This is a genomic window from Flavobacterium xueshanense, from assembly GCF_900112975.1.
Lineage (GTDB): Bacteria > Bacteroidota > Bacteroidia > Flavobacteriales > Flavobacteriaceae > Flavobacterium > Flavobacterium xueshanense.
Genome location: NZ_FONQ01000004.1, coordinates 42,595 through 58,556, shown reverse-complemented (window position 1 = coordinate 58,556; position 15,962 = coordinate 42,595). Strand labels below are relative to the sequence as shown.

15 protein-coding genes are annotated in these 15,962 nt (G+C 34.7%); 3 read left to right on the top strand and 12 right to left on the bottom strand.

Features of this window, described 5'->3' with window-relative positions; genetic code table 11:
- Position 1 precedes the first annotated feature (1 nt).
- A complete protein-coding gene (locus BMZ76_RS05890) occupies positions 2-1,096 on the bottom strand; it encodes a Nif3-like dinuclear metal center hexameric protein (protein WP_091203826.1) in 1,095 nt (364 codons plus the stop codon).
- 135 nt (positions 1,097-1,231) lie between these two features.
- Here BMZ76_RS05890 and lpxK point away from each other — a divergent pair, with 135 nt between their 5' ends.
- Both lpxK and BMZ76_RS05880 read left to right on the top strand, forming a co-directional pair.
- A complete protein-coding gene (lpxK, locus tag BMZ76_RS05885) occupies positions 1,232-2,266 on the top strand; it encodes a tetraacyldisaccharide 4'-kinase (RefSeq protein ID WP_091203823.1) in 1,035 nt (344 codons plus the stop codon).
- Positions 2,229-3,041: a purine-nucleoside phosphorylase gene (locus BMZ76_RS05880; RefSeq protein ID WP_091203821.1), complete on the top strand. Its 813-nt coding sequence runs from the start codon at positions 2,229-2,231 to the stop codon at positions 3,039-3,041. Before lpxK ends, BMZ76_RS05880 begins: the two co-directional genes overlap by 38 nt.
- A gap of 2 nt (positions 3,042-3,043) precedes the next feature.
- Here BMZ76_RS05880 and BMZ76_RS05875 read toward each other — a convergent pair whose 3' ends face one another.
- The 4 genes from BMZ76_RS05875 to BMZ76_RS05860 form a co-directional block, all read right to left on the bottom strand.
- Complete coding sequence (locus BMZ76_RS05875) at positions 3,044-5,209, bottom strand: tetratricopeptide repeat-containing hybrid sensor histidine kinase/response regulator (RefSeq protein ID WP_167547425.1); 2,166 nt, start codon at positions 5,207-5,209, stop codon at positions 3,044-3,046.
- A 15-nt stretch (positions 5,210-5,224) separates the two neighbouring features.
- A complete protein-coding gene (gap, locus tag BMZ76_RS05870; protein WP_091203818.1) occupies positions 5,225-6,229 on the bottom strand; it encodes a type I glyceraldehyde-3-phosphate dehydrogenase in 1,005 nt (334 codons plus the stop codon).
- 79 nt (positions 6,230-6,308) lie between these two features.
- Complete coding sequence (gene lipA, locus BMZ76_RS05865) at positions 6,309-7,208, bottom strand: lipoyl synthase (RefSeq protein ID WP_091203815.1); 900 nt, start codon at positions 7,206-7,208, stop codon at positions 6,309-6,311.
- Positions 7,209-7,504: 296 nt separating this feature from the next.
- The gene (locus BMZ76_RS05860; RefSeq protein WP_091203812.1) at positions 7,505-8,326 is read right to left on the bottom strand and encodes an energy transducer TonB; all 822 of its coding nucleotides are present in this window, start codon (positions 8,324-8,326) and stop codon (positions 7,505-7,507) included.
- A 238-nt stretch (positions 8,327-8,564) separates the two neighbouring features.
- On the opposite strand from BMZ76_RS05860, the gene BMZ76_RS15695 reads away from it, so the two are divergent.
- Positions 8,565-8,687, top strand: a complete 123-nt coding sequence (locus BMZ76_RS15695) for a glycerophosphodiester phosphodiesterase family protein (protein WP_143071059.1) — start codon at positions 8,565-8,567, stop codon at positions 8,685-8,687.
- 113 nt (positions 8,688-8,800) lie between these two features.
- On the opposite strand, the gene BMZ76_RS05855 is transcribed toward BMZ76_RS15695, so the two are convergent.
- The 7 genes from BMZ76_RS05855 to BMZ76_RS05825 form a co-directional block, all read right to left on the bottom strand.
- On the bottom strand, positions 8,801-9,352 hold the full coding sequence (locus tag BMZ76_RS05855) for an RNA polymerase sigma factor (protein ID WP_091203809.1): 552 nt from the start codon (positions 9,350-9,352) through the stop codon (positions 8,801-8,803).
- Positions 9,343-10,449: a glycosyltransferase gene (locus tag BMZ76_RS05850; RefSeq protein WP_091203807.1), complete on the bottom strand. Its 1,107-nt coding sequence runs from the start codon at positions 10,447-10,449 to the stop codon at positions 9,343-9,345. Before BMZ76_RS05850 ends, BMZ76_RS05855 begins: the two co-directional genes overlap by 10 nt.
- A gap of 110 nt (positions 10,450-10,559) precedes the next feature.
- Positions 10,560-11,174, bottom strand: coding sequence for an FMN-binding negative transcriptional regulator (locus BMZ76_RS05845; protein ID WP_091203804.1), 615 nt, complete (start codon positions 11,172-11,174; stop codon positions 10,560-10,562).
- Between the two features lie 126 nt (positions 11,175-11,300).
- Positions 11,301-12,314, bottom strand: coding sequence for a UDP-N-acetylmuramate dehydrogenase (murB, locus tag BMZ76_RS05840; protein ID WP_091204106.1), 1,014 nt, complete (start codon positions 12,312-12,314; stop codon positions 11,301-11,303).
- Between the two features lie 48 nt (positions 12,315-12,362).
- Positions 12,363-14,210, bottom strand: a complete 1,848-nt coding sequence (gene asnB / locus BMZ76_RS05835; RefSeq protein WP_091203800.1) for an asparagine synthase (glutamine-hydrolyzing) — start codon at positions 14,208-14,210, stop codon at positions 12,363-12,365.
- Positions 14,211-14,212: 2 nt separating this feature from the next.
- Entirely contained in the window at positions 14,213-15,280 is a 1,068-nt protein-coding gene (locus tag BMZ76_RS05830; protein WP_091203798.1) for a glycosyltransferase, read from the bottom strand.
- A 5-nt stretch (positions 15,281-15,285) separates the two neighbouring features.
- Positions 15,286-15,957 (bottom strand): DUF2461 domain-containing protein, encoded by a 672-nt coding sequence (locus BMZ76_RS05825; protein WP_091203795.1) that lies wholly within the window; start codon positions 15,955-15,957, stop codon positions 15,286-15,288.
- Positions 15,958-15,962 lie beyond the last annotated feature (5 nt).

The following is a 15,962-nucleotide window of genomic DNA, read 5'->3' as shown; positions in this document are numbered from 1 at the left end:
TCTATAAGTACTTAACTGGATTTGAATTTTCTTCTGATAAAATAACTGCAAAATTAAGGATTTTTTTTCGAAGATACTCTACAATATAATTTTTTGTATACCGTTCACTCTCAAAATGTCCAATATCGGCCAAAAGTAACTTGTTTTCGGCTTCATAAAACTGATGGTATTTTAAATCAGCAGTTAAATAAGCATCAGCTCCGACTTGAATTGCATTTTTTATCGCAAAACTTCCAGCTCCACCAAGAACGGCCACTTTTTTAATTTCATTGCCAGTAAAGCTGGAATGTCGAATTCCCCCACACTGCATTTTTTCTTTTGCAAAAAGCAGAAACTCTTTTTCACTCATGGGATTTTTCAATTCGCCAATCATTCCCAAGCCAATATTTTGATGTTGATTTTGCAATTCATAAATCTCATACGCGACTTCTTCGTACGCATGACTTTTAAATAATGCTTTGAGAATTTTGTTTTCCAAATGTTTTTCGAAAGTGACTTCGATTTTGATTTCATCCCCTTGCACAAACTCAAATCGCTCGCCAACCTGGGGATTGCTGTGCTCATTTCCCATGTACGTTCCAATTCCCTTTGAATTAAAACTGCAGTTTTCATAGTTGCCAATATTTCCTGCGCCAGCATCAAATAGAGCATTTCGCACTTCTTCCGCATTTTCAGCAATGGTATAGGTCACTAATTTCCGAATGAAATGTTGCTTTGGAATCAGGATTTTGGTATTTACCAAACCCAGTGCATCGCTGAATATTTTATTCACGCCTTCCTTATGATTGTCTAAAGCGGTGTGAACGGCATAAATTGCAATGTCATTTTTTATGGCTTTAATAACGGCTTTTTCTACGTAGTTTTTTCCCGTTATTTTTTTCAAACCAGAAAATAGGATGGGATGAAAACAAACCACCATATTGCAGTTTTTTGTAATCGCTTCGTCAATTATATTTTCTAAAGCATCATGGCAAACCAAAATTCCGGTAGCTTCTATTTCCTGATCGCCAACCAATAATCCGACATTGTCAAAATCTTCGGCATAGGCGAGTGGCGCCATTTCTTCAAGTACAGAAATTATTTCTTTAATTTTCATGTTTTTGACACAGATTTTACAGATTTACACAGATTTTATTTTACACAAACAATCATAGTTATTTTTAATTTGTGAAAACTGGTGAAATATGTGTTAGATTTTTATTTCAAAGATAATTTATTCTACTTTCGTAAAATGAATTTACTGCGAAAATTGTTGTTTCCGTTTGCCATTTTATATGGTACGATAATAAGTATTCGCAATTTTCTTTTCGATGCAGGAGTTTTAAAATCATACTCTTTTGATTTGCCTGTTATTGTTGTTGGAAATCTTAGCGTTGGCGGAACCGGAAAAACGCCCCAAATCGAATATTTGATTCGCTTGCTTTCGGATAAATATAAAATTGCCACGTTAAGCCGCGGATATAAAAGACAATCTGCAGGTTTTGTTTTGGCGCAAGCCGGCACAAATGCAAAAATCCTGGGAGACGAACCCTTTCAATTTTTTCAAAAATTTCCTTCAATACAAGTTGCGGTTGATGCCGACAGAAAAAACGGAATTGAACAATTACTATCTCTTCCTGAAAAGCCAGAAGTGATTTTGCTGGATGACGCTTTTCAACATCGAAAAGTTAAGGCAGGACTTTACATTTTACTCACTTCTTACGGCGATTTATATTCGGATGATTTTATGCTGCCAACCGGAAATTTGCGCGAAAGCCGAAGTGGAGCAAAGAGAGCTGATGTCATTATTGTGACTAAGTGTCCATTTAATCTTTCGCTTGACGAACAGAAAAAGATTAATAAGACGTTAAAAGTTACTCCAAATCAAGAATTGTACTTTACTTTTATAGCTTACGAAGAATTTATTTATGGTGAGAAGCGAAAAATAAATGTAAATGAAATTCAAGTTGCTGCTAAAGTATTGGTGGCAGGAATTGCAAAGCCAGAACCGTTTTTCGCTTATTTACAAGATACAAATGATGTCTGTCTGTCTTTTCCAGACCATCACAATTTTACGGATAAAGACATTTTAGAAATCAAAAACGTAGCTCAAAACAACATTATTATCACTACCGAAAAAGATTATGTGCGTTTAAAAGGAAGTTTGCCAGGCGAACAACTTTTTTATTTACCAATACAGAGTTCTTTCGTTTCAGGAAGTGAAAATTTTGATAAAACAATTTTAGATTATGTGGGAAAAAGTACAACAAACAATAAGTTATATTAAGGAAAGAATTGATTTTACGCCAGAATATGGCGTGATTTTAGGTTCGGGATTAGGAAGTTTTACGGATGAAATGCAGGTAAAATTTACGTTGCCGTATAATGAAATTCCAAATTTTCCGGTATCAACAGTGCAAGGACACAAAGGCGCATTGGTTTTTGGAACAATAGGTGATAAGAAAGTTGTTGCTATGCAAGGACGTTTTCATTTTTATGAAGGTTATTCGATGACAGAGGTTACTTTCCCGGTGCGGGTAATGAAGTTTTTGGGTGTTGAAAAACTGGTAGTTTCTAATGCATCAGGCGGAGTGAATCCAAGTTACAAAGTAGGGTCTGTCGTTATGATTACGGATCATATTAATATGACGCCGGAACATCCTTTGCGTGGAAAAAATGACGAACGTTTTGGACCTCGTTTTGTAAATATGAGTGAACCATATTCGCGAAAAATGATTGCCAAAGCCACTGAATTAGCTAAGGAACTTAATATAGAAGTTCATGAAGGAATTTATTTGGGTTTACAAGGTCCAACTTTTGAAACTTTGGCTGAGTACAAAATGGTGAAAATTTTAGGTGCAGATTGTGTGGGAATGTCGACCGTTCCTGAAGTAATTGTGGCACGTCACATGGACTTGGAAACATTTGGTATTTCAGTAATTACTGATATGGGTAATGAAGAAAGTATTGGAACCATTTCTCATGACGAAGTTTTAGAAGCTGCTAAAGAAGCCGAACCAAAAGTGCGAATCCTTATCAAAGAATTGATTTTGAAGTATTAATTTTAAATATATTCCGCAATCACGGTGTAAAATTCCTCTGGTATGAATGGTTTAGTAATAACATCGTTCATGCCAAATGATAATAGCATTTCGCGATTTTCATCCAGTGATATTGCGGTAAGTGCAATAATAGGGATGTTTGTATCGAATGTTCGAATCAGTTCTGTGGCAATAGTTCCGTTGATGCCGGGTAAATGGACGTCCATAAGAACGAGATCAAATTTATTTTTTCGTACTAAATCAATAGCGTCTTCACCATTATCAATTACCTCACAAATTATTTGTTTATTGAGAAGCATTTTTCTGGTAATCATTTGATTGATTCTATTGTCCTCTACCAACAGGATTTTTTTGTTTAATAATTTAGAATCGTAATCTATTTTTGAGGTTTTTTCCACAGGTGAAATTTTTTCACTTGTTTTAAAAGCCAATTCAAATGAAAATGTCGAGCCTTGGCCTACAATACTTGTTAATTTTATTTGTCCTTCAAGAATTGTAATTAATTTTTTTACGATGGTCAGGCCTAAACCTGTGCCGCCATATTTGCGGTTGACTTCTATAGAACCTTGCGAAAAGCTGTCAAAAACACTTACCAATTTATCTGGTGGTATCCCAATTCCGGTATCTGTTATTTCAAAATACAATGTCGCATTTTCATTTTCTAAATTTTCAAGTTTAGCAATTACTTTCACATCCCCGTTTTTAGTAAATTTCAAGGCATTATTAATCAAATTCAATATGATCTGCGATAATTTTGTAGGATCTCCAATCAAATAGTCAGGAATAGCATGGTCTATTTCCAGTGTGAAATTATTGTTGTTTATGAAAGCCAGTTCTTTTAAGGAATTTTGAATGTCTGTCAAAAGTTGTTTTAAATTAAAACTTGTATATTCTATTTCAATGTTATGCGATTCGATTTTGTTTATTTCTAAAATTTCATTGATGAATTTTGTCAAATAATCACCCGAGAACTTTAATGATGATAAATAATCCATTTGAGTTTTCTTAGGTTTTTCTTCCAATAATAAGTGGGTAATTCCGTTGATGGCATTAAGTGGTGTACGAAGTTCGTGACTTACTGTCGAAAGAAATTCAGACCTTGCTTTTGATGCTTTTTCTGCTTTGTCTTTCGCAATTTCTAATTCTTTATTTTTTTCTTTTAGCAATAAATTAGACTGATTGCGGATGATATTGTTTTTATACAAAGACAAACTCAACAGCGATAAAATGGAAACCAGCGCTATGGCCAGAATACTAATCAGTTTAGAAAATTTACTTGCTTTTGCCTGCTCTATGTTTTCATTATTGGTTTGTACAATTTCTTTTAATCGTTCGGATTCTTTAAAATTTGTATAGTCATCAATACCAAGCCTCTTGTTGTTTAAAATTGCAATTCGTTCCTTTAGATTAAGATGCTGTTTCAAGTGCAAATAGGCATTATTTTTATCTAACATTTTTTCATAAACAGTACTCAAAGCAAACAAAATATTAGATTTTTGTTCCAGATTCTCAGTTTTACTATTGAGGTCTAATGCTTTATTTAAGTAATTTAAAGCTAAATTATTCCTGCTTTTAAACGCTTCAATTCTTCCTGTTTGGTACAAGGCTTCTGCTTTAGTATTTGATAAATCAGGACTGTCAGGTTTTGCAATGATAGTGTTAAAAACAGATAATGCTAAATCTGATTTGTTTTTTGATTTGTAAATAAGTCCCGTTTGAAGCGTAAATAATTCAGCAGTGTCGGGGATATTTAATGTGGTATAAATTGATTTTGCCTTATTAAAGTAAAGTGTAGCTCTGTCAAAATTTGCTGTTGCCATAAAGCTCAAGCCAAGATGATAATACATGTCAGCTTGATAGGAACTAGAGTCTAAGTTGGCATATAATTCGGAGCTTTTTAATAACGATTCAACTGCATCGTCATATTTTTTTAAATCAAAGTAAAGTTTTCCGAGATAAAAATTTTGATAGGCTTGGTCCTTAATGTTTTTATTTTTTTCTGCATAAAATATTGCTTTTTGCGTATTTAGTAAAGCATTTTTATAATTATTATCTTGAACGTATGAGTTGCTCAAGCGATTGTAATAAGCGGTGCTATCTGTTTTCTCATTGGGTTGAGCAAACAGTAACGTGTTAAAAAAAAGTACATAAACGAAAAAATATTTCATTCGTAGCCGATTTTTTTATTGCTTGTTTTTCATATTAGTCAAAAGAATTAAATCAATTATTCTTGAGGAATATCCTATTTCATTATCGTACCATCCCACCACTTTCACCATTTTATCGATAACAGAAGTAAGTTGTGCATCAAATATACATGAATTTTTATTGCCAATTACATCAACGGAAACAATAGGGTCTTCAGTGTAATCTAAAATGCCTTTTAAAGTAGTTTGTGCTGCAACTTTAAAAGCCGCGTTTATTTCATTTATGGTAACGGCACGTTTTACATTGAAAGTAATATCAGTCAAGGATCCATCAGGCACGGGAACACGAATACCGCAACCTCCAATTTTACCTTCAAACTCAGTAAATATTTTTGTTAATGCTTTTGCCGCACCAGTTGTGGTAGGTACGATAGATTGACTTGCACCGCGAGCCCGACGTAAATCTTTATGCGGTTGATCGTGTAAACTTTGGTCTGTCGTGTAGGAGTGAATCGTGGTGATATACGCTTGTTCTATACCGCAAAGTTCATTGATTACTTTAATCATTGGTGCGGCATTATTCGTCGTGCAGCTGGCATTTGAAATAATAGTTTCAGTACCGTCAAGTATAAAATCATTTACACCGAGTACCACCGTTTTTATGGTGTCAACTTCTGATGGTGCGGAGAGAATCACTTTTTTGGCACCAGCAATAATATGGGAATTGAGTTCTTCAAAAGTTTTGTACTTTCCGGTAGATTCCACAACGTAATCAATGTCTAAACTTTTCCAATCCAGATTTGAAATATTTTTTTCATGAAAAAACAAAAAATGTTTTCCATCCACCAATATTCCTTTCTCATCATCGCTTACTGCAAAAGGTAAAACACCGTGAATACTATCGTATTTTATTAAATGGGCCATTGTTTTTTTGTCGGCGATATCATTTATGGCTACCACTTCTATTGAAGGATGGTTTAAAAGTAATCGGAATAAATTTCTACCAATTCTTCCAAAACCATTTATGGCAATTCTTATCATAAGTCTTAAAGTCTTAAAATCAGAAAGTCAGAAAGTCAAGATATGAAGCCTTTCGACTTCCTGACTTTACGACAGTCGACTACAATATATGTTTTTGTGCTTTGTAAGAGGAACGAACTAATGGTCCGCTTTCTACGTGGCGGAAACCTAATTCCAAACCAAATTGCTCGTATTTTGCAAATTGTTCCGGCGTTATAAATTCCTTTACTGGCAAGTGTTTTTTACTAGGCTGCAAGTATTGACCTATCGTTACAATATCTACGTTGACTTCACGCAAATCTCGCATTGTTTGATACACTTCTTCTTCTTGCTCGCCAAGACCAAGCATAATTCCCGACTTCGTTCTGTTGATTCCTTTTTCCTTCAAGTAACGTAACACTTCTAAACTTCGGTCGTATTTAGCCTGAATTCGTACTTCACGTGTCAATCTGCGAACGGTTTCTACATTATGCGAAACCACTTCCGGATTCGCTTCAACGATTCGGTCAATGTTTCTTTCGATACCTTGAAAATCAGGAATCAATGTTTCCAGGGTCGTATTTGGGTTCATTCTGCGAATGGCTTTTACGGTTTCAATCCAAATGATAGAACCACCATCTTTCAAATCATCTCTGTCAACGCTTGTGATTACGGCATGTTTGATATTCATAATTTTGATAGAACGCGCCACTTTTTCCGGTTCGTCCCAGTCCACCGTTTCTGGTCTTCCAGTTTTTACACCACAAAAGCCACAAGAACGCGTACACACATTTCCTAAAATCATGAATGTTGCTGTTCCTTCGCCCCAGCATTCACCCATGTTCGGGCAACTTCCAGAAGTACAAATCGTGTTCAAACTATATTTATCTACTAAGCCGCGAAGCTCTGTATATTTTTGGCCTATTGGGAGCTTTACCTTCAGCCATTTCGGTTTAGCTCCGCTCAATTCGGCTCCGCCTCGGGTTCCTGTAGGTAAAGTATTTTCTAAAACAGTTTCCATATATCAATTTTCAGAGCACAAAGATAAGGAATGTAGTTTGTTTGTGGATTTCTTTATTTGTTTATTTGAATAAAGAGAAACGGATGCTTTAGGAGCACAATATTTACTTGTTCTTAGGGAATAGTCGTACTGCTTTCCGTTAAATTCACGGTGATTGTAACGTTCCTCACAATGACAGCGCAGGATTCCACTGCAATCAGGAGTTCGGACTTTTTGATGTTTTAGGATAGAATGTAAAAAAAATAAAAAGGTTAAAAAAAGAAAAGCTTCAAAATTACTTGAAGCTTTTCATTTGTTTAATTCATTTGTACTGTAATCGGGAGATTATAAGCGGTCCGCACTGGTTTTCCAGCAATCATTCCGGGTGCCCATTTCGTTTTAATGGATTTTAGAACTCTTACGGCTTCTTTTCCTAAACCATAGCCAGGATCTCTTTTTACCTGAATATCAGTCATGCTTCCGTCTCTTTCAATTACAAAAGAAACATACACTCGAATCGAACCACTACCATCTATTTCTTGTTTTTCAAAGTTATTCCCAACATAATTGTAGAACTTATTAATTCCGCCGGGGAATTCTGGAAGTTTATCTAATGCAACGCTATTGACTATAGTGCTCCCTGTCTCAACAACTGTTGTGATTTCATTTCCTGTTTCTGACGATGAAGTTGGATTGACTCCTACAATTCCTGTTCCTTCTGTAGTTGTATTTGTTACCGTAGTATTATCGATATTTTTTGCAATGTCCTGATTGGCTTGTGAAGCCTTAACGATCAAAGGATTTACCAGTTTGGCGCTTTTTGCGGGAACATCAACAGTTTTGGTTTTTACGGCAGGAAGAGATTTTTTTTGTTCTAGCTGATTTGGAATTATGTCAGTAAGTCGCACTGTGGTATTCGTAAATTCTGGAATGCCTATCGTATCAGTTGTACTAGGATTAAGATAGTTACTGATTATAGGAATACTCAAAGCCCCAAAGATAAATAACACACCGGTAAAAAGTGCCATTAATGCCGTTTTAGTACTTTCTTGACGCAACTGATATGCACCATATTCTTTGTTTCTGTCTTGAAAAACAAGATTAATCCAGCCTGTTTCGTAAATGCTTAGTTTTGACATAATTTATGGTTTTAGAGGTTAAGTACAATTAAATCATAAGCGAAGAGTGTTTTTATTGGTAACGTGCAAAATAGAAATATTAGTATATAAATTTAGTAATTATTTTCGATTATCGTTAAGTTATGTTTATTAATTTAACTTTTATGTTATTTAATTATTGGTGTTATTGATTTTGGGGTTGAGTATTCACAAAAAAAGCGCATTCAAATCAATGAATGCGCTTTAATGTAGGGCGATAATGAAAGCGAATAATTATAAAATCTATCCTTGGACGGTGAATGAAGCTTTGGATATTAAGAATTTACAAGGACTTAAAGTAAGCGGAATTATTACGGATTATCCGGAAAGAGTTATGAGATAATTTTTCCGAATCGGTATTTGCTTTTGATTTTAATCAAGTGGTCTAAAATTAATTTAGATCATTTTTTTTATTTTTAAGGGATTAAAAATCGATGCTATTTTATAAAAAGAAAACTACCTTTTATTCTGAATAATTTCTGCCAGAAGTTTTTTGGCGCGAAGCAATTTAATCTTCACATTACTTAATGGTTCACCAATTTTATTGGAAATTTCCTGGTAACTCATTTCCTGAAAATAGCGTAACTGAATCACTTCTTGATAATGGGGCTTCAATTCTTTGATGAATTGCAGTAACCGGGAAAGGTTTTGTTCAGTGATCAATTCATCTTCTGCAGATGGAGTAGTGTCAGCAATATTGTAGGCTTGCTGGTCTTGTTCATCGGTAATTTCGACAAAAAGACTCGATTTCTTTTTCCGTAATAAATCGATGTATACATTTTTTGCAATAGCAATAAGCCAAGTGTTAAACTGGAATTCCGAGTTATAAGAAGCTATTTTATCAAATGCTTTCGAGAAAGTTTCTATGGTGATATCCTCTGCATTGGTTTCGTTTTCGGTACGTTTGAGCATAAAACCATACACTTCATTCCAATAATAATCCAATAGAAAAGTAAAGGCAACCTGATCTCCTTGTTTTGCTTTTTCTATTTGTTTGTTTATTTCCAATGTACTGGTTTTGAGAATATATTTGTTATAAAAATATTGATTTGTGCAAAGATAAGGACTATCTCGACGAGAGGGAACCAGAATTTAATATCATTTTCTTTAAGTTTACCTGCTGAAAAACCTACCACAATCCATGCCACAAGATAACGCAATGCTGTTAAACTTAAAACTAATATCCATTGAAATTGAAAAGCCAACAAGATAATGGGCAATAAAATAAATAGTAATTGCGAACAGTAGAACGCTCCCAATTGTAATTTATCGAATGCTTTATAATAATTTGCCGTCGCAATATGCCGTCTTTTTTGGGTCAACCAGTCTTTATAAGTAGTTTTTGGTTTAGAAAGCGTAAAACTTTCGAGTGTGTAGGCAATAGTAGTGTTTTTAGCTTTTGCAGCTTGATTTACAAATAAATCATCATCGCCGGAACGAATCTGCATGTGTTCGATGAATCCATTTACATTAAAAAATTCTTCTTTTTTGTAGGCTAAATTTCTTCCGACACCCATATAAGGATGTCCAATTTTTGCCCATGAAAAATATTGAATTGCGGTCAATAAAGTTTCAAAACGAATTATTTTATTCAGAAATGAATTAGGAATTTTTTCATATTTACCATAACCTAAAACAATTGTTTTTTGCATGGTAAATTGAGAACTCATTGCTGTTATCCATTCTTTTGAAGTGGGGTAACAATCAGCATCCGTGAATAATAAATACTCTTTTCTGGCGGCTTTTATTCCTAATGTCAAAGCATATTTTTTGTTTCCCCAAAAGGCTTCATTGTTCTCGACTTTTACCAAACGAACATTAGGATATTGCTTTTCAAAACCTTCAAAAATATCCAAAGTAGAATCACTTGATGCATCATCAATAAGTACAATTTCAAAATCAGGATAATTTTGTTCCGCAAGTAAAGGAATAAAATTTGTGACATTTTCCTCTTCGTTTTTGGCACAAACAATCACCGTAATTGGGATTCTTTTTGGTGTAATTTTCTGCGCTTTCGCGAAAGCAAATTTCCCAAAAACACCTAAATAATACGAAATTTGAATGACAACAATAAAAATAAAAAAGTAAAGAATTAGTATAAGCATCTGAGTTTAATGAGTTTTTAATATCGATCCCGAAGCCTCGGAACGGGAGAGTGCAAAGGTATGAATTGAATTCTAAATTGTTAAATACAATGCGTGAATTTCGAAAGAAATTATATTGGGCATTTCTTCATCTCATTTGCGATAGCGATGGACTGATTCGTGTTCGTTTTTTCTAACTCGTGTACAATGTTTTGATGATTTTTTTTGTCTCTATTCTGAGATATTTTTTTCGTGGCTTGGATTTCAGTTATCTCAATTTCAAATGCTACAATCCCACGAGATTGCATCATGGTTTTGTTAGATAAATCTTCTACACGAATCGGATTTTCAGAATTTTTTTCGTACTTATTAACTAGCTTTTTTAAGGATTCGATGACTGCTTCTCCTTCAATAATTTTAATTTTTCCATACACATGAACCGCAACATAGTTCCATGTTGGAACATTTTCATGATCGTACCAAGAAGAAGAAATGTAACTGTGAGGTCCGGAAAATACAGCTAAAATTTGGTCGTTGTCTGTAAAACCACTCCATTGTGGGTTTTGTTTAGAAATGTGCCCGCATAAAATGTCCTTGCCTTCATTATTGGTATCTAGTTCCAAAGGAATATGTGTTGCACACAATTTCCCATTGGTTTGATTGATGAGAATACCAAAACTATTCTCTTGCAGAAATTTTTTTATTTCTTCTTGATTCTCGTTTTTGTAGATTTCTGGAGTGTACATTTTTACTTTAAGAATTAGGATTTAGGAGTTTTGAAATACTATTTTGGTATTAACAATCTGAAATCAGTATATAATTCCGATTTTTTCTAGAGCTGAACACTGCGACTGAACACTGCAAGTTGAAATCTAAATCACATTAACTTCGGCTTCAATATGAATTCCAAACATTTTAAAAATAGTCTGCTGAATATCTTTAGAAACATTCAAAATTTCCTGACCGGTTGCATTACCGTAATTTACTAAAACCAAAGCTTGGTTTTTATGGATTCCGGCATCTCCAAAACGTTTTCCTTTGAAACCAGCCTGTTCAATTAGCCAGCCAGCGGGAACTTTCACTTCGGTTTCTGAAATGTCAAAATATTTCATTTCAGGAAATTGTTGATGAATTTTTTGGAAATCTGATTTCAGGAGAATTGGATTTTTAAAGAAACTACCGCTGTTTCCCAACTGTTTTGGATCGGGTAATTTGCTTTTTCGGATAGTAATTACGGCATTACTCACATCCTTTAAAGTAGGATTAGTGATGTTTTTTCTGGCTAATTCAACCGAAATATCTCCGTAAGAAGTATTGATTTTATGGTTTGTTTTTGTCAATTTAAAGACAACTGATGTAATAATGTATTGGTTTTTTACTTCGTTTTTAAAAATGCTTTCACGGTACCCAAAATGACATTCTTCCTTCGTAAACGTTTTCATTTCCTGACTTGCTATTGTCATTGCTTCACAGGAAACAAATGTGTCTTTTATTTCGGTTCCATACGCTCCAATGTTTTGGACTGGCGTAGTTCCAATATTTCCCGGAATAAGTGACATATTCTCTAGTGCTCCAAAATTTTGGTCGATGGTCCAAAGCACAAATTCATGCCAGCTTTCACCAGCCTGACATTCGACCCAGACAAAATCATCGTTTTCTTTAATGATTTTCTTGCCTTTCAAATCGATATGAATTACTAGCGCATCAATGTCCTTTGTCAAAAGCATATTGCTTCCACCGCCTAAAATAAATTTTTGAGTGGCTTTATTTTCTTGTAAAACATTTTTCAATTCCTGCACAGAATGTATTGCGACAAACTGTTTTGCTTTGGCTTCAATACCAAATGTATTGTATTTTTTTAAAGAGAAATTATGTTGTATTTCCATAAAAGAAAGTGCTTTTTGCATTGTTGAATCATGCATCAAAAGTAAGAATTAAAATTTAGTTGCATACGTTTTCATCCAGATATGCATCATAAACAGTGGCATTATATAAGGAGTCATTCTGGTATCGCCTTTTTGTAAATTCAGTAGTAGTTTATGGATGTTGATGTGTTCAAAATAAGGGATTTGAAATAAATCACTTTTTGAAAAAGAGTCTAATTCGTCTTTAAAAGCCGGACTTTTTGTAATGTAATCACCCCAAGGCGCACTCAAACCTACTTTTCTGAAATTCAGAATTTCATTTGGTAAACGTTCTTCCATTGCTTTTTTCAGAATGAATTTCCATTTTTTGCCTGAGAAGAGCCACTTGTCATCCAATGATCCTAGGCCAATAATTAATCTCGGGTCCAAAAATGGTTCTCTACACTCAATGGATGCGCCCATTGTACAACGATCGTTTCTATCCAGAAGCGAGCATAAATAGGTATGTTGGTCAAAATAAAGTGCTTGTCTGCGTAAATTATCAGGATACAATGATTTTGCTTCTTTGTAGATTTTTCTCCTATATTCGTTTGTTGGAGGTGTATTTATTCCAAAATTTTGTGCAATATCATTAGGGTAAATATTCGAGCCATTGTAAATAACCAAATCAGATTTTTTACTGATTTGAGCATAACGACGCAACTTTTCATACCTCGGTTTTTTAGAAAATAATTCGATGTTACTGATGGTAGCAATTGAATTTAACAAAGACGGATATTTCAAAGCTTTGTAGCGTACATAACCCCCCATTAATTCATCGGCGCCTTCACCCGACAGCAATACTTTTACGGCAGGTTTTGCCATTTGTGATACTGCTAAAATATGTGGTTCGCTTAAATGCGTGATGGGTTCATCCTGAAAATAAGTTGAACTGATTAATTGATCATAAAGATTTTTATCTTCTAATTGCATTGTGTGAAATCCATAATTGAACTTCTCGGCCATCATTTTTGCTAAATGCGCTTCGTTGTGTTCCTTTTCTTTGAAACCCATGTTGAACGTCTGAATGTCCTTGTATTTTTGATGGTGCAATGAAGCTAAAACAGAGGAAGAATCCAGTCCACCGCTTAATAAAACACCAACAGGAACGTCGCTCACCATTCGCATTTTAACAGAATCATCAAAGGTTTCCCGAAACCATTCAACTGGATTTTTTATTTTAGGCTGATTTTGAATTTCCTTTTTTAAATTCCACCATTTTTGGGTAGTGGTTTTTCCACCTTCGTGAATGGTCATACTGTGTCCAGGCAACACTTTTTTGATGTTTTGGTACAATGTGTTTTCGCCAGCTACAAATCGGTTAAAAATATATTCTTCCAGTCCGTCTTGAGCCATTTTAAGCGGAACTCCGGCCGTGAACAGTGCTTTTTGCTCCGATGCAAAATAAAATGTTTCGTTGTAAAAGGAATAGTATAACGGTTTAACGCCCATTCTGTCGCGAACAAGAGTTAGCTTTTTTTCTAATTTATCCCAAATAGCAAAGGCAAACATTCCATTAAGGCGGTTGAGCATTTTTAAGCCGTGCAACTGAAATAATTTCATTAAAACCTCCGTATCCGAAGTAGTTTTGATGTCAAAACCGCTGCTTTTTAACTCAGGGTAAAATTCTTTATAATTATAGATTTCTCCATTGTAAACCATAATGTATCTTCCGTCTTCTGAGAGGAAAGGTTGGTGTCCGGCTAAAGAAACATCCAGAATTGAAAGTCTTCTGTGTCCTAAACCTATATTATTTTCTATAAATAATCCTTTGTCATCCGGGCCGCGATGTTCCAGAGAATCCCGCATTTTTATAAGATTGCGTTCGTCTACTTTTTTTTGGGATTGTAAATGCAAGATTCCATTAATTCCACACATAATTAATTGGAGTGATTTAAGTTAATTAATTCATGGTATTTTTGGGCAATAATCTTCATATTTGTAGTGTAGTCGGCATTTTTTACAACAAATTTCCTATTGTTACTAATGGCTTGTGCCCTATGGTCTCTATTTTCAAAAGCCCAAATTAATTCCTCGGCAAGCTTTTTAGAATCGTCAACGGGAACTAATTGACCGTTTTTTCTGTGTACGATCCAACTTTGATTTCCCTTAATGTCACTTACTATTGGATAACAATTTGTAGCCATCGCTTCAAATAAGGATGCCGAAACGCCTTCCGTTATAGGCATACTGATGTAAATGTTAGATTCTTGCAATAGCTTTGGTAATGCTGTATTCAGAATTCGTCCGGTAAAATTGACTTTATTTTCGATACCTAAATTTTTTGCTAAATTTTTCAATTTTTCAAGTTGTGTTCCGTCTCCTACAATGGTAAGGACAAAATCTATCCCTTTTTGGTTTAAAATAGCAAATGCTTTTAAAATACTATCATGTCGGTATTCCGGCAACAAGGAACGGGTGACGATAGCGCAAATTTTTTCAGGATTGGCAGTGTTTTGATTGCCAAATTGCAGCAAATCAATTCCCTTTGGTAATACCAAAACCTTACTCATGTCAACTTTAGCCTCCAGCATAGATATAGTCATCACGGGTCCCCAAGCATGAATTAAATCGGCTTTTTTGAAAGCGTAATGCTGAATTATTTTTTTTAATGGAAGTGAAATAGATTTTTCCGGCCACAAATCTGTTCGGCCTTGTTGCGCAATTGCTACAGGTTTTACTCCGGACAATGCAGCAAGAAAGCCGTAACTGGTAGTTCGTTCCGCAATAACCATATCCGGTTTATGCAGCAGGATTAGTTTTTTGATTTTGAAAATAGCAAATTCAAATTCGAAAATCCTTAAAATTCGTTTCTTAAAACAATCGCTGGGCGTTTTTAATTCCCAGGTAATAATTTCGAAATCGCCAAATTCCTTAAGTCCGTTGATCCAAGTGATGGCATCGGCTCTGTAGGATTCTCCAAGAAAAAGTATTTTCTTTTTTTTCATTGTAATTATTCCGACGTTAAGGCGCGATTGATGAAATCGTTCAATGGTTTTAGCGCAATCAGTTTTTGGCTCATTACGCCAACAAAATCTTTTTTTGCAGCAGCTGAGAACTCAATTCTCTGAGAAGACTCAAAGCTCTTTAATTTTAATAATTCTATCGCCGGATGTTCTCTGTCGTAGCCTCTTGGCGGGTTTTTTAAAGTGTCTTTTTCATTTCTATCAAAATCGCCAAATTCTTTTTTGAAATATTTCTCCTCAAGAATAGCTTCGAGATCATCATGAAAATAGGCAATTTCTTTTCTCATTTTTTTTAAATCTTCGGACTCGGGGCAATACAGTCCACCAGCAATAAAACTTGCGCCTTTTTCTAAGTGAATGTAATAACCGGAACGATTCAGCCCTTTCGCACCAGACGAAAGCCAGATTCCCAAGTGGGATTTGTAAGGCGTTTTGTCCTTAGAAAACCGAATGTCGCGATTAATTCTGAACTTACAATTTTTGACTTCAAGCATTTCCAGCGATGGGTCCAGCGGTTTCATCGCGTCCAGTAAATCAGTAACTAATTGTTGGTAATCTTTTTTGAAAGCTTCGTAGCGTTTTTTGTTTTCTACAAACCAATCCCGGTTGTTATTGACTTTTAAATCATCCAGAAATTGCAGTGTTTCTTTTGAAAGCATGTTGT

Bases quoted from the DNA above. Each gene is read 5' to 3' on its own strand.
- lpxK (WP_091203823.1), top strand. From the start codon at position 1,232: ATGAATTTACTGCGAAAATTGTTGTTTCCGTTTGCCATTTTATATGGT.
- BMZ76_RS15695 (WP_143071059.1), top strand. From the start codon at position 8,565: ATGAAAGCGAATAATTATAAAATCTATCCTTGGACGGTGAATGAAGCT.
- murB (WP_091204106.1), bottom strand. From the start codon at position 12,314: ATGGAAATACAACATAATTTCTCTTTAAAAAAATACAATACATTTGGT.
- asnB (WP_091203800.1), bottom strand. From the start codon at position 14,210: ATGTGTGGAATTAATGGAATCTTGCATTTACAATCCCAAAAAAAAGTA.
- BMZ76_RS05890 (WP_091203826.1), bottom strand. From the start codon at position 1,096: ATGAAAATTAAAGAAATAATTTCTGTACTTGAAGAAATGGCGCCACTC.
- gap (WP_091203818.1), bottom strand. From the start codon at position 6,229: ATGATAAGAATTGCCATAAATGGTTTTGGAAGAATTGGTAGAAATTTA.
- BMZ76_RS05875 (WP_167547425.1), bottom strand. From the start codon at position 5,209: ATGAAATATTTTTTCGTTTATGTACTTTTTTTTAACACGTTACTGTTT.
- BMZ76_RS05825 (WP_091203795.1), bottom strand. From the start codon at position 15,957: ATGCTTTCAAAAGAAACACTGCAATTTCTGGATGATTTAAAAGTCAAT.
- BMZ76_RS05830 (WP_091203798.1), bottom strand. From the start codon at position 15,280: ATGAAAAAAAAGAAAATACTTTTTCTTGGAGAATCCTACAGAGCCGAT.
- BMZ76_RS05860 (WP_091203812.1), bottom strand. From the start codon at position 8,326: ATGTCAAAACTAAGCATTTACGAAACAGGCTGGATTAATCTTGTTTTT.
- lipA (WP_091203815.1), bottom strand. From the start codon at position 7,208: ATGGAAACTGTTTTAGAAAATACTTTACCTACAGGAACCCGAGGCGGA.
- BMZ76_RS05850 (WP_091203807.1), bottom strand. From the start codon at position 10,449: ATGCTTATACTAATTCTTTACTTTTTTATTTTTATTGTTGTCATTCAA.
- BMZ76_RS05845 (WP_091203804.1), bottom strand. From the start codon at position 11,174: ATGTACACTCCAGAAATCTACAAAAACGAGAATCAAGAAGAAATAAAA.
- BMZ76_RS05880 (WP_091203821.1), top strand. From the start codon at position 2,229: ATGTGGGAAAAAGTACAACAAACAATAAGTTATATTAAGGAAAGAATT.